Source organism: Salinivibrio sp. IB868 (genome assembly GCF_001995655.1).
GTDB classification, from domain to species: domain Bacteria; phylum Pseudomonadota; class Gammaproteobacteria; order Enterobacterales; family Vibrionaceae; genus Salinivibrio; species Salinivibrio siamensis.
In genome coordinates, this window is the sequence record NZ_MUEW01000002.1 from 116722 (window position 1) to 137859 (window position 21138).

18 protein-coding genes and 1 tRNA gene are annotated in these 21138 nt (G+C 49.9%); 17 read left to right on the forward strand and 2 right to left on the reverse strand.

The genetic code is table 11. The features are described 5' to 3' along the window. The first annotated feature begins 10 nt into the window (after positions 1–10). From BZG20_RS02590 to purF, 3 genes are all read left to right on the forward strand, one after another. Positions 11–559 carry an SPOR domain-containing protein gene (locus tag BZG20_RS02590; protein ID WP_077578036.1) on the forward strand — a complete coding sequence of 183 codons (549 nt, stop codon included), beginning with the start codon at positions 11–13 and terminating at the stop codon, positions 557–559. Between the two features lie 61 nt (positions 560–620). Then, positions 621–1118 carry a CvpA family protein gene (locus BZG20_RS02595; protein WP_046075246.1) on the forward strand — a complete coding sequence of 166 codons (498 nt, stop codon included), beginning with the start codon at positions 621–623 and terminating at the stop codon, positions 1116–1118. Between the two features lie 31 nt (positions 1119–1149). Beyond that, complete coding sequence (gene purF, locus BZG20_RS02600) at positions 1150–2664, forward strand: amidophosphoribosyltransferase (protein WP_046075247.1); 1515 nt, start codon at positions 1150–1152, stop codon at positions 2662–2664. Between the two features lie 62 nt (positions 2665–2726). Here purF and BZG20_RS02605 read toward each other — a convergent pair whose 3' ends face one another. Further along, on the reverse strand, positions 2727–3326 hold the full coding sequence (locus BZG20_RS02605; RefSeq protein WP_046075248.1) for a Yip1 family protein: 600 nt from the start codon (positions 3324–3326) through the stop codon (positions 2727–2729). A gap of 511 nt (positions 3327–3837) precedes the next feature. Between BZG20_RS02605 and BZG20_RS02610 the strand changes: the two genes are divergently transcribed. The 4 genes from BZG20_RS02610 to BZG20_RS02625 all read left to right on the forward strand — a co-directional run bounded on the left by BZG20_RS02610 (position 3838) and on the right by BZG20_RS02625 (position 8291). Next, complete coding sequence (locus tag BZG20_RS02610; protein WP_077578037.1) at positions 3838–4893, forward strand: response regulator; 1056 nt, start codon at positions 3838–3840, stop codon at positions 4891–4893. A 154-nt stretch (positions 4894–5047) separates the two neighbouring features. After that, positions 5048–5548, forward strand: a complete 501-nt coding sequence (gene rfaH / locus BZG20_RS02615; RefSeq protein WP_077578038.1) for a transcription/translation regulatory transformer protein RfaH — start codon at positions 5048–5050, stop codon at positions 5546–5548. Between the two features lie 72 nt (positions 5549–5620). Continuing rightward, on the forward strand, positions 5621–6835 hold the full coding sequence (locus tag BZG20_RS02620) for a response regulator (protein WP_241829515.1): 1215 nt from the start codon (positions 5621–5623) through the stop codon (positions 6833–6835). Positions 6836–7049: 214 nt separating this feature from the next. Beyond that, positions 7050–8291 carry a response regulator gene (locus BZG20_RS02625; protein ID WP_046075251.1) on the forward strand — a complete coding sequence of 414 codons (1242 nt, stop codon included), beginning with the start codon at positions 7050–7052 and terminating at the stop codon, positions 8289–8291. A gap of 33 nt (positions 8292–8324) precedes the next feature. On the opposite strand, the gene folD is transcribed toward BZG20_RS02625, so the two are convergent. Next, positions 8325–9185 (reverse strand): bifunctional methylenetetrahydrofolate dehydrogenase/methenyltetrahydrofolate cyclohydrolase FolD, encoded by an 861-nt coding sequence (folD, locus tag BZG20_RS02630; RefSeq protein ID WP_046075252.1) that lies wholly within the window; start codon positions 9183–9185, stop codon positions 8325–8327. A gap of 309 nt (positions 9186–9494) precedes the next feature. On the opposite strand from folD, the gene BZG20_RS02635 reads away from it, so the two are divergent. The 10 genes from BZG20_RS02635 to BZG20_RS02680 all read left to right on the forward strand — a co-directional run bounded on the left by BZG20_RS02635 (position 9495) and on the right by BZG20_RS02680 (position 21080). Further along, a tRNA-Arg gene (locus BZG20_RS02635) sits at positions 9495–9571 on the forward strand. 337 nt (positions 9572–9908) lie between these two features. Beyond that, complete coding sequence (tig, locus tag BZG20_RS02640) at positions 9909–11213, forward strand: trigger factor (protein WP_077578039.1); 1305 nt, start codon at positions 9909–9911, stop codon at positions 11211–11213. Positions 11214–11491: 278 nt separating this feature from the next. Continuing rightward, positions 11492–12115, forward strand: coding sequence for an ATP-dependent Clp endopeptidase proteolytic subunit ClpP (gene clpP / locus BZG20_RS02645; RefSeq protein ID WP_046075254.1), 624 nt, complete (start codon positions 11492–11494; stop codon positions 12113–12115). Between the two features lie 145 nt (positions 12116–12260). Continuing rightward, complete coding sequence (clpX, locus tag BZG20_RS02650) at positions 12261–13538, forward strand: ATP-dependent protease ATP-binding subunit ClpX (protein WP_046075255.1); 1278 nt, start codon at positions 12261–12263, stop codon at positions 13536–13538. A 138-nt stretch (positions 13539–13676) separates the two neighbouring features. Then, complete coding sequence (lon, locus tag BZG20_RS02655; RefSeq protein ID WP_046075256.1) at positions 13677–16049, forward strand: endopeptidase La; 2373 nt, start codon at positions 13677–13679, stop codon at positions 16047–16049. Between the two features lie 188 nt (positions 16050–16237). Then, positions 16238–16513, forward strand: coding sequence for an HU family DNA-binding protein (locus BZG20_RS02660; RefSeq protein ID WP_046075257.1), 276 nt, complete (start codon positions 16238–16240; stop codon positions 16511–16513). A gap of 167 nt (positions 16514–16680) precedes the next feature. Continuing rightward, positions 16681–18561: a peptidylprolyl isomerase gene (gene ppiD, locus BZG20_RS02665; RefSeq protein ID WP_077578040.1), complete on the forward strand. Its 1881-nt coding sequence runs from the start codon at positions 16681–16683 to the stop codon at positions 18559–18561. 162 nt (positions 18562–18723) lie between these two features. Beyond that, a complete protein-coding gene (locus tag BZG20_RS02670; RefSeq protein ID WP_046075259.1) occupies positions 18724–19026 on the forward strand; it encodes a helix-hairpin-helix domain-containing protein in 303 nt (100 codons plus the stop codon). 106 nt (positions 19027–19132) lie between these two features. Next, complete coding sequence (gene yfbR / locus BZG20_RS02675) at positions 19133–19735, forward strand: 5'-deoxynucleotidase (RefSeq protein ID WP_046075260.1); 603 nt, start codon at positions 19133–19135, stop codon at positions 19733–19735. Further along, positions 19722–21080, forward strand: a complete 1359-nt coding sequence (locus BZG20_RS02680; protein ID WP_077578042.1) for an anti-phage deoxyguanosine triphosphatase — start codon at positions 19722–19724, stop codon at positions 21078–21080. The genes yfbR and BZG20_RS02680 overlap by 14 nt, the downstream gene beginning before the upstream one ends. Positions 21081–21138 lie beyond the last annotated feature (58 nt).

Here is a 21138-nt window from a genome sequence, read left to right on the forward strand (position 1 = left end):
CGGAGTCATTGTGGCCAGTAAGTTACAAAAAAGAATCGTTGGTACCTTGGTGTTGGTGTCTATCGGTGTGATAGTGCTGCCAGATGTGCTTGATGGCAAAAAAGAGCATTATCAAGAGAGCTATGAGAGTATTCCGCTACGGGATGATTTTGATAGTGAGGTGAGCCAAACACCGATTCAAGCACCACAAGTGGTTGAGGTGGAGGCGCCAGACACCAAGGTTAAAGAGCGTCAAACAAACGCAACGGACAGCGAGCCTGCGTCTAAACCGGTGTCTAGTGAAACAGCGTCTTCGTCAGTCAGTGACCAAAAAGGGGCGTGGATGATCCGGCTCGGTACCTTTCGTAACCAAGACAACGCACGACGTTTGGTCAAACAATTACGCGAAAAAGGTTACCAAGCACATATCTTACCCAAAGACATTCAGCCAGATGACTTAGCCAAGGTGGTCGTAGGGCCTCACGTCTCCAAATCGGCGCTAGAATCGCAACTGACTGATTTGCAATCTTTGACAGGATTGAAGGGTCAATTGCGTAAATTTGACCCACTCACCCAATAAGAAAACGTTTGCGTGAGCATTTTTTCTGTTAGAATGCGCACGTCTCGAGCAAGTGAATACGATGAATTGGATTGATTACCTCATTATTGGCGTCATTGGTTTTTCGGCGCTAGTTAGTGTGATTCGAGGCTTTGTTAAAGAAGCATTGTCATTAGTGATATGGTTTGGTGCGTTTTTTATCGCCAGTCAGTTTTATACGCAACTGGCGGTTTACCTGACCAATATCGAAGATGCCGTTATTCGTAATGGTAGCGCAATAGCCTTGTTGTTCATTGCCACCTTAATTGTGGGGGCGGTGGTCAATTATGTGATTGCTCAGTTGGTAGAGAAAACCGGGTTGTCTGGTACCGATAGGGTGCTGGGTATGGTGTTTGGGAGTGTGCGTGGTGTACTCATTATTGCCGCGATGCTCTTCTTTCTGGATGCCTTTACGTCGGTGGCTCACACCCAAGCATGGGGGCGGTCGCAACTTATTCCTAACTTTGCGGTAGTGATTGAATGGTTTTTCCACTATCTCGAGAACAGTTCCAGTTTCTTACCTGAGATCGCCGGATCTTAGGATGATATTCGCGTAACAAGGAATCGCTGACATGTGTGGTATTGTTGGAATCGTTGGTAACACCCCGGTCAATCAGTCCATTTATGATGCACTGACGGTGCTACAACACCGGGGACAGGATGCAGCCGGGATTGTCACTATTGACGACAATCGTTTCCGGCTTAGAAAAGCCAATGGCCTCGTAAAGGATGTGTTTCAACTTAAGCATATGCAGCGCTTACAAGGCCAAGTTGGCATTGGGCATGTGCGTTATCCAACCGCGGGGAGTTCGAGTGCGTCAGAAGCGCAGCCTTTTTATGTGAATTCTCCTTACGGTATTACCCTGGCGCACAATGGCAACCTCACCAACGCGCAAGACTTGCGTCAGTCGCTATTCGAGAAAGATCGTCGCCACCTTAATACCACCTCTGATTCTGAAATCCTTCTTAACGTCCTTGCCCACCAGTTATCAACCGCGACATCGCACCCATTAACGGTTGACGATATGTTTGCCGCGGTAGCGTCGGTGCATCGACAAGTGTCGGGGGCTTATGCGGTCGTGGCCATGGTCATTGGTCACGGTGTGATAGCGTTTCGTGATCCTAAGGGCATTCGGCCACTCTGTTTAGGTAAACGCGATACGGAGGCCGGCACTGAATACATGGTGGCGTCGGAGACAGTGGCGTTGGATGCGGTCGGGTTTGATTTTGTCCGTGATGTGGCACCCGGTGAAGCTATCTATATCACGCTGGATGGACAACTGCATACCAGTCAATGTGCGGATGCGCCGAGTTTAAACCCCTGCATCTTTGAATTTGTCTACTTCTCTCGCCCTGACTCCTTTATAGATAAGGTTTCCGTATACGGTGCACGCATCCGTATGGGACAAAAACTGGGGGCTAAAATCCAACGAGAGTGGGATGATGTTGATATTGATGTAGTGATCCCCATTCCAGAGACCTCCTGTGACATCGCCTTGGAGATTGCCCAAGTGCTCGGTAAGCCTTACCGCCAAGGCTTTGTCAAAAACCGTTATGTCGGGCGGACCTTTATTATGCCCGGGCAACAAATGCGTCGGAAATCGGTGCGCCGTAAACTCAATGCTATTCGTTCTGAATTTAAAGACAAACGCGTTCTGCTAGTCGATGATTCGATAGTTCGCGGCACCACCTCGGAGCAAATTATCGAAATGGCGCGCGAGGCCGGGGCAAAAGAAGTGTATATGGCATCAGCCGCCCCCGAAGTGCGTTTTCCTAACGTCTATGGCATCGACATGCCCAGCGTTAACGAGCTGATCGCCCATGGTCGTGAAGTCGATGAAATTGGTCAATTGATTGGTGCGGATGGCTTGGTCTACCAAGATCTTTCTGACTTGGTGGCAGCGGTTGGCGAAGCGAACCCGGCTATTGAGCGCTTTGAGACGTCCGTATTCAGCGGTGAATACGTCACTCAGGATGTCGATCAAGCTTACCTCGAGTATATACAAAGCTTGCGGAACGACGATGCGAAAACGGTACGCGAGCAGCAGCAAGAGCTGGCTAACTTAGAGATTCATAACGAGGATTAATTGAAAACGCCGCGATATCTATCGCGGCGTTTTTCAGTGTTAGCTCGTTGAGTGTATGTCGATTAATGGGTAAAGACTGGGCCCATGCCGACATTCCAAAGGATGACAGAGGCAGCAAGGATCGCGACCAGCAGTACTAACCCGCAAGTGACGACAGAGCTCGCATAGATAAACCCTCGCTCTTCAGGGATCTCCATCAATATCGGTACCCCCGTGTAGAGGAGGTAGACAGAGTAGGCAATGCCAATCAAGCCGACGATCATCACAAACCACACCACCGGGTAGAGCGTGGCCAGTCCTACCATAAAAATGGGCGTCGCGGTATAGGCGGCCAGTTCAAGACACTGAGTGTAAGTTGGGGCAGAGCCAAACGTGCGACTCATCCACAATGTGAGATAGGCCAACGCGGCCACACCACCCAATAATGCGAGATACATGGCACTGGCGATGAACAGTGCGCTTTGTGGGGTCATAAAGATGGGATCCCCTGCGCCGATCTGCCAGCCAATATGGACGCTCGCGTAATAGGCACAAACAGGCGGGATTAACGCAAGTAACAACGCGTGACCAATGCTGTTTGAGGCGGCCTCGTGGCGCTCGCCAATCGCTTTCCATTCCTTTTTGGGATGGGTATATAACCCCAATAAATGACTTAATATCATAGTAACCCCGCTCGTTATTCCCTCAGTGAAGTCAGGTGCAACGGTCGGCGCACGACGCCTCAAGTAAAACGTCTTCTCTGCTGGCGTGCGGAGACAGATGCCGTATACACTCTCCTTTAATAAGGAATAGTTGTTGGTGTCTCAATTGGCAAGTTTTCCTCCCGACAAAAAATCGCCTTGCTGCGCTTTTCTGACTGGCTCGATATTTAGACAATACCGATATACATTCTTGTGATAGACATCATGTATTAATTGTTATAAGTCTTACTTTTAATACAGAGTAGCGTACTCTTATAGTGTCATTGATTTTCAAGCCTTTTTTATGCTGCCGATAAATGGCTTTGACGATTCACCTGCTTGAATGCTAAGAAAATTATTATTTTAAACAGCTGTTTATAGAGCGCTACTGAATTAAATCTCATTAGCGGTCACAGGTGTGTCTGAATTCAACTACGATTAGTGCAGTGAGAATGAAAACAGCCGCTGCTTTGCAGTCCTGGAGGAGAGCGTCGTGTTGCATAATAAAGAGATCTTAATCGTTGAAGATGATCCCGTCTTCAGTCGGATGATTGCGTCTTTTCTCGAAAGAGAGGGAGCGGCAGTACGTGAGGTTGAAAATGGTTTAGAAGGGTTGCAAGCGCTAAGACAGTCGATTCCTGACCTATTGATCAGTGACCTGTCGATGCCAGTGATGACAGGCTTAGAATTCGTTGAGGAGGTGAGCCTTGAATATCCAATGCTACCTATGATCGTGATCTCTGGCACTGGGGGGATGGCTGACGTCGCCCAAGCGCTTCGCTTTGGGGTGAAAGACTTTCTGATCAAACCGATTGAAGATATTAATGTGGTTAAAAAAGCTATCGAGGCGGTGGTTGATGATGCGAACGACGACGTTCACGCCAGCGATGATTTTAGTCAGCAATGGTTTAAAGTGAACGAAGATACGGATCGCGGGGCATCAGAGACAGAGCTCAAGTGGCACCTTGATGCCTTACGCCATAACCCAGGCAGCGCACGTGAGTTATTAATGGGGCTGATGCCAGAGCCCGATTCGCAACAAGGTGCTTGGCGTCTTTCTTACCATTCACTGCAATCGGCAGATGCCAACCCCATTGTATTGGATTATGCGTGGTTGATGGGCGGGAAAATGGCCTTTTATGTGGTCGACTCTGCCTCCGCAGAGGAAGACGGCACCGCGACCACCTTGATGATCCGTGCGTTTTTTAATGATTTTGTCCGCTCAGGTGATGTCAATGAAAGGGGATTTCTCACCTTGGTAAAACGGATCGAGGATGCGATTCGAGCCTCAGCCTACACATCGCCGGTTCGTGCGATGTTCGGTGTATTAAACACCACCGATAATCAGCTTGATATTTTACCGGCGGGGATAAAAGCCACGGTCGATAGCTGTGGAGCGACAAGCCTTGTTCACAGTGATCATTGGTTGGGGCGCGATGCGTTCTCGAGCCAATTTCAAAGCGTCGATCTTCAATCAGGTGATGCGCGTGTGTCGCTGAATGAAGTTGGCTTGAACAGTTTTAGCGTCGATATTCAAAAAATCGCCTAACGATTCAGCGGTACCATGTCGAATCGTTAACCCTAAGCAAAGGTGAGTGGCTTTGATTAGCGCTCGCCTTTGTTGCTGTGTGGGCCTAACATCCGTATACTCTCGTCGCTCTGGACAGGCTGCCACTGTCGATAGACATCAGGGACAGAACGACATGAAACATTGGTATTTACTTTATTGTAAGCGCGCGGAACAGCAACGCGCAGAGCAAAATTTGAAGCGCCAAGGCGTTGATTGTTACTACCCGACTGTGACGGTGGAAAAGTTGCGTCGAGGCAAGTGTCAGCAAGTTGAAGAGCCACTCTTCCCCAACTATGTGTTTGCCTGCTTTGATCCCGACCTTGTGCAGTATACAAGTGTTCGCTCCACGCGTGGTGTGGTTGATTTCGTTCGCCAAGGTGCGTACCCGGTCAAGGTCGACTTGGCGTTGATCCAACAGCTGATGATGATGGAAGACTGTGACGAACAACGTGACGCACTCTACCAAGGCTTCAAGCCCGGACAGTCGGTGATGATTGAGCAGGGGCAGTTTGCTGGAACGGAAGCGATCTTCAAAGAAAAGGACGGCGAGAAACGCTGCATTTTGCTGATAAATATACTTAGCAAGCAAACTGAACTTTGTATCAATAACTCCGATATCAGCGCCTCCAGTTAACACGCTCTCCCGGTTTGGCTGCTACACTCATCAAGGTATAGCTTTGAATGAGGGAGGCAGTCGTTGGAGTCGGTGCTTATCGTTGAAGACAGCCGGTCGTTTCGCATGCTGGCTGAACAACAGGTGAGAAAAGCGGGTTTTGCCACTGTGACCTGTACCTGCCTAGCAGAAACGAGGGATGTGCTAGATCACCACACAACCTTTCTCTGTGCGATCCTCGACTATAATTTGCCGGATGCTCACCACGGCGAAGTCATCGATCTCTGTTTAGCCGTCGGGCTTAAAGTGGTTGTCCTCACCGCCTCGCAAACAGAGAAAACGCGTGATGAGATACTATCAAAGCCCGTTATCGATTATATCCCCAAAAACAGCAGTCATTGTATTGATGCGGTTTGCCGACTCGTTAAGCGATTGGCTGACAATCAAGGGCACCGTGTGCTGGTGGTTGATGACTCTGCCTCGATACGTAAACGCATCTCTGCGTTGTTAGCGCGTCAGTATCTAACCGTATTGGAAGCTGAAAATGGTGAGCAGGCACTTGACGTGCTGGAAAAAACGCCAGATATATCGCTGATTATCACTGATTATGAAATGCCGAAAATGGATGGCCTTCAGCTTGTGTATGCGCTTCGTAAGAAAGATACCGAGTGCTCACAGGCGATCATAGGGTTGTCTGGACATAATGATAGTGCGCTAACGGCACGTTTTCTCAAAGCAGGGGCGAACGATTATCTGCCCAAACCGTTTAATCAGGAAGAGTTCTTCTGCCGCGTGCATAGCTGTTTGAATGCGATTGATACCGAATGGCGGTTATTTCTCTTGGCGAATACAGATTTTCTCACGCAGCTTTGGAATCGACGCTATTTTTTTGAGCGGGGTGACCAGCTTGCAAATGAAGCGCGTAAGCATTTGGCGATTATTGATATTGATTACTTTAAACGTATCAATGATGACTTTGGTCATCATATCGGTGACGATGTGTTGGTTGAGGTCGCGCAAATGCTGGCAGACGCCTTTCCGGAAGACACGGTCGCCCGATTGGGAGGAGAAGAGTTTTGTGTATTATCGCTTCGTGATTTGACGGTATTTCAGCAATCGCTAGACTCTTATCGCCAATCAGTCGCCGAACGCCCCGTACGGGTGTCAGATCAGACGCTGAAAGTAACGGTGAGCATTGGCGTGGACTCTCAAGCGGCCTCGCTCTCACGCCTTTTACATATGGCAGATCAAGCCTTGTATCAGGCAAAAGCATCTGGCCGGAATCAAATGGTGGTGCATCAAGGGTAAATGTCTATTTTGTCTAAAAAGTGACACGAAATAACGCATAAAGTGTGCGTTCGGTTGTTGGTGTTGCGTCAAATATCTGCGAGATGTGTGTCATTGTTGAGAAATTTGCGCAATTTCTGTCTACACGCACTCAATTGCCCTTACCCTGTACCGCTTCTTGCCCCGTTGCGTGCATTGTCGCGCAAAATTAACGTGAAGACGTGGTGCGTTGCAGATGGAATATAAAGTGTTGGTTGTGGAAGATAGTCGACCTTTCAGGCGGTTACTTGAAGCCGAGATACGAAAGGCCGGATACATCCCATGTATAGCAAACTCAATCGAACAAGCAGAGACGATCCTCAACCAAGAGACCGACTTTCTTTGTGCTATCCTCGACTACTGCCTGCCTGATGGGCAGGACGGTGAAATCATTGACGTATGTTTGTCGTTGGACATAAAAGTGATTGTACTCACTGCGATGATGGATGCTCGGACTCGGGAGCGTGTGCTAGCCAAAACCGTGATTGATTACATCCCCAAAGATAGTCCCTCGTGCGTGTCATCGATAGCGCCGTTACTCAACCGCCTGGAAAAGAACCATCAGCACCATGTGCTAGTTGTGGATGATTCGCTGACAGCCCGTCGTTACGTGCGCAGCTTATTAGAGCGGCAATACCTCAATGTCCTTGAGGCCCAAAATGGCCAAGAGGCATTGGCTATGGTGCGGCGCGATAAGCGAATTTCTTTGGTGATTACCGATTACACCATGCCAGAAATGGATGGAGTGAGTGTGGTTAAGGCATTACGCAAACTGAAAACAGACGGCCAGTTGGCGATTATAGGCTTATCGGGTGAGGAAGATCCCAGCTTAACGGCGCGGTTTTTAAAAGCGGGTGCGAATGACTTTTTGGCCAAACCGTTTAACCAAGAGGAATTTTATTGTCGCTTGCACAGCACACTGAATGCGCTCGATACCGAGCGTCGCCTATTCAATATGGCCAATACGGATTATTTAACCCAAGTGTGGAATCGACGTTACTTTTTCGAGCACCCTCACACACGCTCACACAAGGGGCCGCGGAGTTTGGCACTGGTCGACGTCGATCATTTTAAAAAGATCAATGATCAATTTGGTCATCATATCGGCGATATTACGCTGATTGAGCTGGCAAAGATGATGAAACGCTATTTTCCGGAGGACATGGTCGCTCGCTTCGGTGGGGAGGAATTCTGTATCCTCTACGGCAATGACGAACAGAGCTTTGTGCGCCGGCTTGAGGCGATGCGAGAAGAATTGGAAAAGACCGTTTGGTCACCCTATGATAAGGCGTTTTCAATCACCATCAGTATAGGGATGGTCCATGCCGATGCCCGTATTGATGAACTTGTTCAGCGCGCAGATAGGTGTTTGTACCAAGCCAAGGCAGGGGGACGAAATCAGCTCATCCAAGATGGACAAACGGATTTAGTATCCTGAAAAAAAAGAGGGCCAGTTTGACCCTCTCTCATGCTAGTGACCATCGTGGTATTGCTCACAGGCCATGAGCGTATTTTCAATCAAGGTCGCGACAGTCATGGGGCCCACGCCACCTGGGACAGGGGTAATATGGCTAGCCTTTTCATAGGCGAGCTCATATTCGATGTCGCCGATAAGCTTGCCGTTTTCCATGCGGTTAATGCCCACATCAATCACAATGGCGCCGGGCTTGATCCAATCGCCAGGAATAAATTTAGGCTTACCGACCGCCACAACCAGCACATCGGCTTGTCGAACATGGGCTTCTAAATCCTGGGTAAACCGGTGGCACGTTGTGGTTGTACAGCCCGCCAATAGCAGTTCTAACGTCATCGGGCGGCCAACAATATTGGAGGCACCCACGATCACCGCATGTTTACCACGAAGAGGGACATTGTAGCGGTCTAGGAGGGTAATAATCCCTTTTGGTGTGCAAGAACGCAGGGTTGGCATGCGTTGACACAAGCGACCGACATTGTAGGGATGAAACCCATCGACATCTTTGTCTGGGCGGATGCGCTCCAATACGGACGTGGCATCAATCCCTGCAGGTAAGGGCAGTTGGACGAGAATGCCATCAATGCTGTCATCCGCATTTAAGGTGTCAATGAGTGAGAGTAACTCTTGTTGAGAGCACGAAGCCGGGAGGTCGTAAGACCTTGACACAAAACCGACTTCATCGCAGACACGACGTTTACTGCCAACATAAACCTGGGAGGCAGGATCGTCTCCGACCAGAATTACCGCCAATCCGGGGGCTCTACGTCCCGCTTGAGTGCGAGCGGAAACGCGGGCGGCAACCTCTCGACGCACGGTTTGCGCGATCAGCTTTCCATCAATGAGTTGTGCGGCCATAACTATCCTTCGGCTAAAGCAATGTTGGCAATAGTGTGACAAAAAACGCACCTAAAAGCTATTACGCAAACGTTTGCTAATGCAGTTTAATGAGGGGGAATGCAAAAAAAAGCACTCAGCCGATCATGCTCGCATGATGCTTGACGAGACTGAAACACGAAAAGCATCAATTTCGCGTTCTCGGCTCACCGCGTCGCATGAATACATAGCCAGTAAATGATGTGGTTTTGAGCAACCACGTCAATATTTTAGGGAAAAGCGTTGACGACGCCTAACGTCGCTTTATAATCCACGCTGCGTAAAGACAGTGCGCCCTTAGCTCAGTTGGATAGAGCAACGGCCTTCTAAGCCGTGGGTCACAGGTTCGAATCCTGTAGGGCGCGCCATTCTGCTTTCTTTCCTGTTTGTCTCACCGAACTGCTCTGAAAATAACCAAACACACATAAAACCGTAAAAAGTGTGATCCTACGCGGTTGAATTGTGAGATATCACCCCAATTTTGATATTGAAACGCCATCGGTCGCCCCTTGTCTCGACTCAGTTGACGGGTGCCGCTATAATAGCGCGTCTTAATTTTCAGTCTCGGATGAGATAGCTCGATACGCCATTTGCGTGTATCCGGATTCGCAGGGGCTATGACGGATTCATAGCTCAGATGATGCCACCAGTAAAACTGGTAAACATCACTCAGTACCCCTGAGTAAATTTGAGGTTAAATTTATAATGCAAGTTACCGTTGAAACCACCGAAGGCCTTAAGCGCCAAATGACCATCACAGTGCCTGCTGCCAACATTGATGACGCAGTCACTAAAGAGCTACGCAATATCGCTAAGAATCGTCGTTTTGATGGTTTCCGTAAAGGTAAAGTTCCATTGAAGATGGTGTCACGCATGTACGGTGACACAGTACGCCAAGACGTGCTGGGCGAAGTGATGCAGCGTCACTTCATCGAAGCCATGATTCAAGAAAAAGTGAACCCAGCAGGGGCGCCAAGCTTTACACCCGTTGAAAACGAAGCGGGTAAAGATTTGGTCTTTAAAGCTGACTTTGAAGTGTACCCAGAAGTGGAGCTGCAAGGTCTAGACGCGATTAGCGTTGAGAAGCCAAAAGCAGACGTTCAAGAAAGTGATGTGGATGAAATGCTTGATACCCTGCGCAAGCAACAAGCAAGCTGGGTAGAAGCAGAGGGTGAAGCGAAAGACAACAGCCGTGTCACCTTAGACTTTGTGGGTACCATCGACGGTGAAGAGTTTGAAGGCGGTAAAGCTGAAGGCTTCCAACTAGAAATGGGCCAAGGTCGTATGATCCCAGGCTTTGAAGACGGCCTAGTGGGTAAAAAAGCGGGTGAAGAATTCACTATCGATGTGAACTTCCCAGACGACTACCACGCTGAGAACCTAAAAGGTAAAGCGGCGCAGTTTGCGATTAAACTGCACAAGGTGGAAGAGCAAGAGCTGCCTGAGCTGACTGAAGAGTTTGTACAGCGCTTTGGTATTGCCGATGGCAGCGTAGAAGGCCTGAAAGCGGAAGTGCGTAAAAACATGGATCGCGAGCTCAAGCAAGCGATCAAGAACAAGGTGAAAGAGCAGGTACTTGACGGCTTGGTTGAGCAAAACCAAATCGACGTACCGTCTGCGCTGATTGAGCAAGAAATTGGCACCTTGCGCCAGCAAGCGGCACAACGCTTTGGCGGCAACATGGATAGCGCTTCTCAGCTACCACGTGAGCTGTTCGAAGAGCAAGCTAAACGCCGTGTAAGCGTCGGTCTTCTGCTTGGGGAAGTGATCAAGTCAGAAGAGCTTGAAGCGGATGATGAGCGTGTTAAAGCACTGATCGAAGAAATGGCATCGGCGTATGAAGATCCATCAGAAGTTGTCGCTTACTACGAGAAAGACGAGAAGCTGATGGAAAACATGCGCAACGTCGCGCTAGAAGAGCAAGCGATTGATGCGCTACTGGCAAAAGCCACTGTCACCGAAGCTGAAGTCGGCTTTAGTGACTTGATGAACGCTTCTCAGCAAGCTTAATCAAGGTTAAAAAACGTTTGTGTCGCATTGACACTGCGTAAATGGATTTGCTTACAATGGCCCTAATGACTTGTCATTTGGGCCATTTTTTCCATCTACTGAGTCGCTATATTGGCCGCTTAACCGTCAAGAGTGCGAGACGTTTTAGCCATAAAAAACCTCGCTGGATCATTAAGCTGCGTGCATCGATTTAAGATTTTAGTGACCTGTTACAGCGTTTTGTGCTAAACCTTGGTTAAGGCAAGAGTTATAACGAATTCGATTAGGGATATTACGCTATGAGCCAACAACACAATAATGCCATGCCGCCAATTATGGACGCCCTTGTTCCTATGGTGGTGGAACAAACCTCGCGCGGCGAGCGCTCTTACGATATATACTCTCGCCTGCTAAAAGAACGCATCATCTTCCTCACTGGGCAAGTGGAAGATCAAATGGCAAATTTGATTGTGGCGCAGATGCTGTTCTTAGAGTCAGAAAACCCAGAAAAAGACATTTATTTGTACATCAACTCGCCAGGTGGCGTGGTCACGGCAGGTATGGCGATTTATGACACCATGCAGTTTATCAAGCCTGATGTCAGCACCCTGTGTACGGGCCAAGCGTGCTCAATGGGATCGTTCCTGTTGGCGGGTGGTGCCAAAGGCAAACGTTATTGCCTACCGAATTCACGGGTGATGATTCACCAGCCGCTGGGGGGCTTCCAAGGCCAGGCGTCTGATATTGAAATTCATGCCCAAGAAATGATCAAAACCAAGCACCGCCTCAACACCTTGTTAGCTGAGCATACAGGCCAGCCGATGGAAGTGATTGAACGTGACACCGACCGTGATAACTTCATGGCGGCACAGGAAGCGGTGGACTATGGCTTGGTTGACGCCGTATTAAGTCAACGAGACTAAACCCAACATGCCTTAGGGCGTTGAAATCAAGCAAGCTGCGTGAACAAGCGCAAAGCTTGTCAGTGGTTGGGTCGGAAAAAGTGGCCGATTTGTTGTAAACTCAACATAAGGCAACGACGGGCAAAGGCCCCAAAGAGGTTAGCGAATGACAGACAAGCGAAAAGACGGTGGAAGCGGAAAGCTGCTTTACTGCTCATTCTGTGGTAAGAGCCAACACGAAGTTCGTAAGTTAATTGCCGGGCCATCGGTCTACATTTGTGATGAGTGTGTTGACCTGTGTAATGACATTATCCGTGAAGAAATTAAAGAAGTGATGCCAAAGCGCGAGGGAGATAGCTTACCCGCGCCGAGTGAAATTCGTGCACACCTTGACGATTATGTCATTGGCCAAGAGCAAGCGAAAAAAGTGCTCTCGGTTGCAGTCTACAACCACTACAAACGCTTGCGAAACGGTGACAAAAGCGCAGATGGCGTGGAGCTGGGCAAGAGTAACATCTTGCTGATCGGCCCTACCGGTAGTGGTAAAACATTACTGGCCGAAACGCTTGCGCGCTTTTTGGATGTGCCATTTACCATGGCAGACGCCACCACATTGACCGAGGCCGGTTATGTCGGTGAAGACGTGGAAAACATTATCCAGAAGCTGTTGCAAAAGTGCGATTATGATGTCGCCAAAGCGGAGCGTGGTATCGTCTATATCGATGAGATTGACAAGGTCTCTCGTAAATCCGACAACCCATCTATTACCCGAGACGTTTCTGGGGAAGGGGTGCAACAAGCACTGCTTAAATTGGTAGAAGGGACAGTCGCGTCGATTCCTCCTCAGGGAGGACGTAAGCATCCACAGCAGGAATTTTTGCAAGTGGACACGTCGAAAATCCTGTTTATCTGTGGCGGTGCGTTTGCGGGGCTCGATAAAGTGGTTGAGCAGCGTGTCGATACAGGCTCTGGCATTGGCTTTGGTGCGCAGGTCAAAGGCGCCACGGACCGTTCAGCCGATGAGTTCTTTGGCAAAGTTGAGCCCGAGGACATGGTGAAGTATGGCCTGATCCCTGAATTTATCGGCCGCCTCCCCGTCACCGCGGTGTTGAGAGAGCTTGACGAAGATGCCTTGGTGCAAATTCTGCGCGAGCCGAAAAACGCGTTGACCAAGCAGTATGGCGCGTTGCTTGAACTCGACGGGGTGGAGCTGGAGTTTCGAGACGACGCACTGCGTGCTATCGCCAAAAAAGCGATGGAGCGTAAAACGGGTGCACGTGGCCTACGCTCGATTGTCGAAGCTGTCTTGTTGGATACCATGTACGACTTACCGTCAATGAAAGACGTGAGCAAAGTGGTGATTGACGATTCAGTGATCCGAGGCGAATCTGCACCTCTACTGATGTATGAACACACGGATAACCAAGCGGCGGGTGGCGAGTAATATCGTTACACAAGGTTATCAGTGATATAGAAAAAGGGAGTGACAACTCCCTTTTTTATTTTCTGACGGTTGAGCCGTTGAAACCTGTCCAACAGACCCCATATACTCATAATCAGATTGAACGGAAGAGAGAAGCATATGAACTTGGAGCGTTCCGAGCGCATTGACATTCCGGTGCTGCCACTTCGGGATGTGGTGGTTTATCCTCACATGGTGATCCCGCTTTTTGTGGGAAGGGAAAAGTCGATACGCTGCCTTGAAGCGGCGATGGACAACGACAAACAGATTCTGCTGGTTGCGCAAAAAGATGCCGCCACTGATGATCCAAGTATCTCAGATTTATACACCGTTGGTACGGTGGCAACCATTCTCCAGCTTCTTAAACTTCCAGATGGCACGGTGAAAGTGCTGGTTGAAGGGATGCAGCGTGCGCGCATCGATCAGTTTAGTGAAGATGATTTCTTCACTGCGCAGGCCGAGTATTTGACCACGCCAAGCTTGGATGAGCGTGAGCAGGAAGTGTTGGTTCGCACGGCGATCAGCCAGTTTGAAGGCTTTATCAAGCTCAACAAAAAGATCCCGCCAGAAGTACTGACATCCTTAAATGGTATTGAAGAGGCGGCGCGTCTTGCTGATACCATTGCTGCCCACATGCCGCTTAAGCTTGAAGACAAGCAAAACGTGTTGGAAATCGTTGATATTTCCGAGCGTCTCGAATACCTGATGACCATGATGGAGTCTGAGATTGACTTGCTTCAGGTTGAGAAGCGCATTCGTGGACGCGTTAAAAAGCAAATGGAAAAGAGCCAGCGCGAGTACTACCTCAATGAGCAAATGAAAGCCATTCAGAAAGAGCTGGGTGAGCTGGATGATGCGCCGGACGAGTTTGAAGCGCTGAAGCAGAAAATCGAAGAATCAAAAATGCCGCAGGAGGCGCGGGAAAAAACCGAGCAAGAACTGCAAAAGCTGAAAATGATGTCTCCGATGTCGGCGGAAGCCACCGTGGTACGCAGCTATATCGATTGGATGATTAGTGTGCCATGGGCAAAACGCTCAAAAGTGAAAAAGAATTTAGCCCGCGCGGAAGAAGTGCTCAATGCCGACCACTATGGCCTTGAGCGCGTCAAAGACCGTATTTTGGAATACCTCGCGGTACAAAATCGGATGAAGAAGCTGAAAGGCCCGATTCTTTGCTTAGTGGGACCGCCAGGGGTGGGTAAAACCTCGCTAGGGCAGTCTATTGCTCGCGCCACTGGGCGTAAATATACCCGTATGGCGTTGGGTGGCGTACGTGATGAAGCGGAAATCCGTGGCCATCGTCGCACCTATATCGGCTCATTGCCCGGCAAGCTTATCCAGAAGATGTCGAAAGTGGGCGTCCGTAACCCGCTGTTCCTGCTCGATGAAATTGATAAGGTGTCGTCTGACATGCGTGGCGATCCCTCATCGGCGCTGCTTGAGGTGCTTGATCCTGAGCAAAACAATGCGTTTAACGATCATTATCTAGAGGTTGACTACGATCTCTCGGATGTGATGTTCGTGGCCACATCTAACTCGATGAATATCCCCGGCCCACTGCTGGATCGGATGGAAGTGATCCGCCTGTCTGGTTACACCGAGGACGAGAAGCTCAACATTGCTAAGCAGCATTTGATTGACAAGCAAGTGGCTCGTAATGGCTTGAAACCGCATGAGATCACGATTGAAGACTCGGCCATTGTCGGCATTATTCGTTACTACACACGCGAAGCGGGCGTGCGTAACCTTGAGCGCGAGATTTCTAAACTTTGTCGCAAGACGGTCAAAGAAATTCTGCTTAATAGCGAGCTCAAGCAAGTGACGGTGACGGATGAGAACTTGCAAGATTACTTAGGCGTCCGCCGCTTTGATTATGGTAAAGCGGATGAGCAAAACCGGGTGGGCCAAGTGACTGGGCTTGCTTGGACCGAAGTGGGTGGTGACTTGCTCACTATTGAGACGGAAGCGATGCCAGGTAAAGGCAAACTGACGCACACAGGCTCGCTGGGCGATGTGATGCAAGAATCAGTGCAAGCGGCGATGACCGTGGTGCGCAGCCGTGCTGAGAAGCTGGGTATCAACAGCGACTTTTACGAGAAGCGTGATATTCATGTCCACGTCCCAGAAGGCGCAACGCCCAAAGATGGCCCAAGTGCGGGCATCGCGATGTGTACTGCCTTGGTTTCAAGCTTAACCGGTAACTCAGTGCGGTCCGATGTCGCGATGACGGGAGAAATCACCTTACGCGGTGAAGTGCTCCCGATTGGTGGCTTGAAAGAAAAGCTACTCGCGGCACGTCGCGGCGGCATAAAAACGGTGGTTATCCCAAAAGAAAACGAGCGTGATTTAGAGGATATTCCTGCCAACGTCAAAGAGGACTTATCTATTCACCCTGTGCGTTGGATTGATGATGTTTTGACCATTGCGCTAGAGAATAATCCGCTCGGAATTGAGCTGGTTAACGCCGAAAAGAGTGACATGCAGCAAAATTAAGCAACGTAAAACGCTGACAGGCAGTAAAAGGCTTGTCAGCGTTTTTTTTGCTCGCTAACGTTGCTTTGACGCATTGCCTGCATGGGGCGGGCAAGCGCGCTTTCAACGTCTTTCGTCGACAAAGCGTCTGTTATTGAATACCGCAACATTGATAGGTTTGCGGAGATGTAATCTAAGGGGATGAAAAAGTGAATAAGTCGGAACTGATTGATCATATTGCAGAAGGTGCGGATATTTCTAAGGCCTCAGCGAACCGTGCATTGGATGCCTTCGTAGAGGCGGTGTCTGACACGTTGAAGTCAGGCGATCAGGTCGCGCTAGTGGGCTTTGGCACCTTCTCTGTACGCGAACGCGCTGCACGCAAGGGCCGTAACCCACAAACGGGCGCTGAAATTGATATCGCGGCGGCCAAAGTACCAGGCTTTAAAGCGGGTAAAGCGTTAAAAGACGCCGTTAACGAGTAATCCTCGTGACTCGCTGCCGAATTATTCGCGTTTGACGGGGCGCTAGAGCTGCAAAGCCACTAACAACCGCGTATAATTCGGCGCACAAGAGCGTAAAGGCGCATCACATGATGCGCCTTTTTAGTTGAAAGACAACCAGCCCAAACCAGTTGGAGTACCGGCCAGTTATGATGGAACGTATACGCGAAGGCACCAATAGTCTTGCGGTGAAGATCATTTTAAGCCTTATCATCTTTTCCTTTGCTTTTGCCGGTGTCGGCAGCTATCTGGCAGGCGGTTCCAACCCGCCCGCTGCAACCGTCGGTGATAAAGAAATCAGCCGTGCAGAGCTCGATCGAGCTTATCAAAACGAACGTGCTCGTATGCAGCAACAAGCCGGAGAGCAGTTTAACCAACTGCTGGGCAACCCAGAGTATGTGAAGCGTTTTCGTCAAAATATCCTAGATCGAATGATCAATGACTTGCTGTTAGAGCAGGCGGCTAGCGAACTCGGTTTGCGTGTGAGTGATGCGCAAGTCAAAGCGGCGATTAGAGCGATGCCACAGTTCCGTCAAGGCGGACAGTTTAATAACGATCGTTATCAGGCCGCTCTGCGCCAAACGGGCATGAGTGCCGATGAATTTGCCAACTATATGCGCACAGACTTAATGCGTCAGCAGCTGGTTAATGGCCTACAAGGCTCAGGCTTTGTCTTGCCCAGTGAGTTAGAGAATCTGTATCGCTTAGAGGCGCAAAGCCGCCAAGTGCGCACCATCACGCTCCCAGTGGCTGATTTTGCAGAGCAGGTATCGCTAACGGACGACGAGCTGGAAGCATACTATCAAGCTAACCGAGACGATTATATCCAGCCTCGCATGGTCAAAGTCGCTTATGTAGAGCTCACGGGAGAGGGACTGGCTAATGAGGTTCAGATCTCGGATGAAGCCATCGCGACTTATTACCAAGAGAATCAGTCTCAGTATGGCTCACAAGAACGTCGTAAAGTGAGCCACATCCTGATTGAAGGGACAGGTGATGAGGCTAAAGCCAAAGCCCAGCAAGCGCTAGAGCGCCTGAGTCAAGGCGCCGCATTTGCTGCTTTAGCGAAGGAAATGTCTGATGACACCTTCAGTGCTGAGCAGGGTGGGTCGCTGGACTGGATTGAACCTGATGTGATGGATCCGGCGTTCGAGAAAGCGGCGTATGCGCTGTCAGAGAAAGGCGATGTCTCTGGGCTCGTTCAATCTGACTTTGGCTATCATATTATCCGTTTAGACGATATTGATCCGGCGGATGTGACACCGCTTGCAGAGGTAAAAGACGATATCCGTACCGAATTGCAACAAGCGCGCGCGGCGGATCGTTTCTACGCGCAGTCTACCACACTGGCTGAAGTCGCTTTTGAAGAGGCGAATGGTTTGGAGCCTGCGGCTGATGCGGTGAACAGCAAGGTGCAGTATACCGATTATTTTGCGTTAGACGCGGCGACTGGCTTGATGGCTCGTCCTCAGATCCAGCAAGCACTTGACAGCTATGACGTACGTGAAAACGGGCTTAACTCAGAGTTGATTGAGTTGTCTGGTGAGCATGCGATTGTTGTGCGCCTTGATGATGTGAAGCCGGAAAAACAGCTTAGTTTTGCGGAAGTGAAAGACCAAGTTCGCGAAACGCTCGCCGCCGAGAAAGGCCAAGAGCAAGCAAAAGAAACCGCCGGTGACTTGATTGCCCAACTCGAAGAAAGCGGTGAGGTAACGGGGAGCGATTACACCTTCAGTGCCCCCATCACACTCAACCGTGTTTCTCAGCAACAAGCTATCGCTGAGCTGGCGTTTTCTCTGCCACAGCCAGCATCTGACAACGCCAGCTATGGCGTGACGCAAAACCGTCAAGGTGATGTGGTGGTTGTCGCACTGGATAAGGTGATGGTGCCTGAGGTGCCAGATATCAGCCCGCAAAGCCAAATGGCGGCGCGTGTTCAACGCGCGATGAGTAACATGTCACTGTCTGCGACCTTACAAGCGTTGCGCGAAGAGGTGGATGTGACTTACGCGGAGTCAGATACCCAGTAAGCGAGTGGGCAGCAGGAGTTCGATCTCTCTCGCACCCTCTTTGCTTGAGTAAGAAAAACGGCGCTAGGACTTTGTCCTGCGTCGTTTTTCTTTTATCGCTCACATGCAAATAGGCGAGCGCGGACTTAGGGTAAGGCTGACATTTCTACAAGGAGTGAAATCATGAAACACCTTTTATCCTGTCTGTTCTTTGCCCTTGCGTTGGTGACGGCGCCGGTGAGTTGGAGTGCTGATGAAAACGCCGTTCAAGCGACTGAGCAAGTTGAACGTCTTTCCGTTAACATCAATACCGCGAGTGAGCAGCAGTTATCAGAGCAACTCAAGGGGATTGGTCCGGCGAAGGCCAAGGCCATTATTGAGTATCGCCAAGCCCACGGTGAATTTAGCTCGCCAGACGCACTGATGGAGGTCAAAGGCATTGGTCCCTCAACATTGGATAAAAACCGAGACCTCATAAAGGTGTAACCACGCTCGCGCAAAGTGGTGTTTGGCGCTTTGCGCGAATAATACTTGTGTCTGCTGGCTTGAATGCACACAATGACAGCGATGTGTAGCATGGTAGCAGGATGCGATGACTCAAAAACAAAGCCACTTTTTTGCCCACCTTGCGCGAATGAAGCTGATTTATCGTTGGCCACTGATGCGCAATGTTTCCGCCGAAAATATCTCTGAACATAGTTTACAGGTTGCCTTTGTGGCGCATGCGTTAGCGTTAATCAATAACAAACGCTTCAATGGTCACTATCAACCCGAGCGTATCGCAGTATTAGCGATGTTCCATGATTGCAGCGAAGTGATCACGGGTGACTTGCCTACCCCAGTAAAGTACTTCAATCCATCCATTGCGGGGGAGTATAAAAAAATAGAGAAAATGGCCGAGAAAAAGCTTATCGCGATGCTGCCGCCTGAGTTACAAGAGGAATATAGCGGGCTAATAGACTCAGACCACATCGCGCCGGATGATTACCAACTGGTGAAACAGGCCGACACCTTATGTGCTTATTTAAAATGCCTGGAAGAGATTGCAGCAGGGAACCATGAGTTTGAGCAAGCGAAGAAGCGGCTGGAAGCCTCGTTAGAGAAAAGGCGCTCCCCGGCGAGCGATTACTTTATGGCTACTTTTGTGGATAGTTTTACACTGTCGTTGGATGAGATCAGTGATGATGGATTTTGACCTATCTGACGCCTGGCAAATTCGCCAGATGACAAATGAGCAGAAAAAGCGTCGTCATGATAAACGCACGGCGTACCAACGCGATCGTGCGCGGATTCTGCACTCAGCTGCCTTTCGACGCTTGCAAGCAAAAACCCAGGTGCTCGGTGCCGAGCACAGCGACTTTTATCGGACTCGGTTAACCCATTCACTTGAGGTCTCGCAAATTGGTACCGGCATCGTCGCGCAGCTCAAAGAGAAACAACCAGCATTTCGCCCACTACTTCCGTCGACCGGTTTGATGGAAAGCCTCTGTTTGGCTCACGATATCGGTCATCCTCCTTACGGCCATGGCGGCGAAATCGCATTGAATTACATGATGCGCAATGACGGAGGGTTTGAGGGCAATGCGCAAACCTTTCGCATTGTCACGCTGCTTGAGCCTTATACACAAGAGCATGGGATGAACTTGGCACGTCGCACCTTGCTTGGTGTGATGAAGTACCCCGCATTGATCAGTGCCGCTCACAATGGCAATCAGCCTGCGCCCGTTAACGACTTTCGCCATCTCAAAGCGCGGGAGTGGCAACCCGCCAAGGGCATTTATGATGATGATAAAGCGCGGCGAGATTGGGTGCTCGCGCCATTAAATGAGGCGGATCGCGCGTTATTTTTAGCGTTTCGCGATCACACGGCCACGGATCAACACCGAAAAACTCGTTATAAATCAATAGATTGCTCCATCATGGAGCTGGCCGATGATATCGCTTATGGCGTCCATGACTTGGAAGATGCCATCGTGATGGGCCTAGTGACGAGGGAGCAATGGCAAGAGTCAGTAGCAAGCCATTTGGCAGAGTGTGGTGACCCATGGCTCGAGGCCAACATTGGTGAGCTAAGTGAGCAAATGTTTGGTCCTCCGTACGAGCGTAAGGACGCGATTGGCGCCCTGGTCAATACGTTATTGACCTCAGTGGAGATCGCGCCGACCAATCAAGATGGCACCCACAGTTTTACCTCTCCGCTATTGGCGTGGAATGCCTATTTGACTGAGGTCATGGCCGGTGTTTTGGAGGTGCTAAAGCGCTTTGTCAGTGAGTTTGTGGTTAAACAGCCAGAGCTTCAGGTGGTGGAGTACAAGGGCCAGCAGTTGGTCATGGAGTTGTTTGATGCCTTTGCGTCTGATCCCGAGCGTTTGTTGCCGACGGATTATCGACGCGACTGGCTGGCCGCTCGAGCGAACGGCCAATCAGGGATGCGAGTGATTGCCGATTACCTGTCGTCGATGACTGACAGCTTTGCGCAAAAGCTCCACAGCACCATGTTTACCGCCGCCAGTAATGGTCCGCTGTACGCGATTCGCTAGCGATCGGGGACGAGCGTGGGTGATGACGCCTCAGTGTGCGGGACAATAAGCAAGTCGC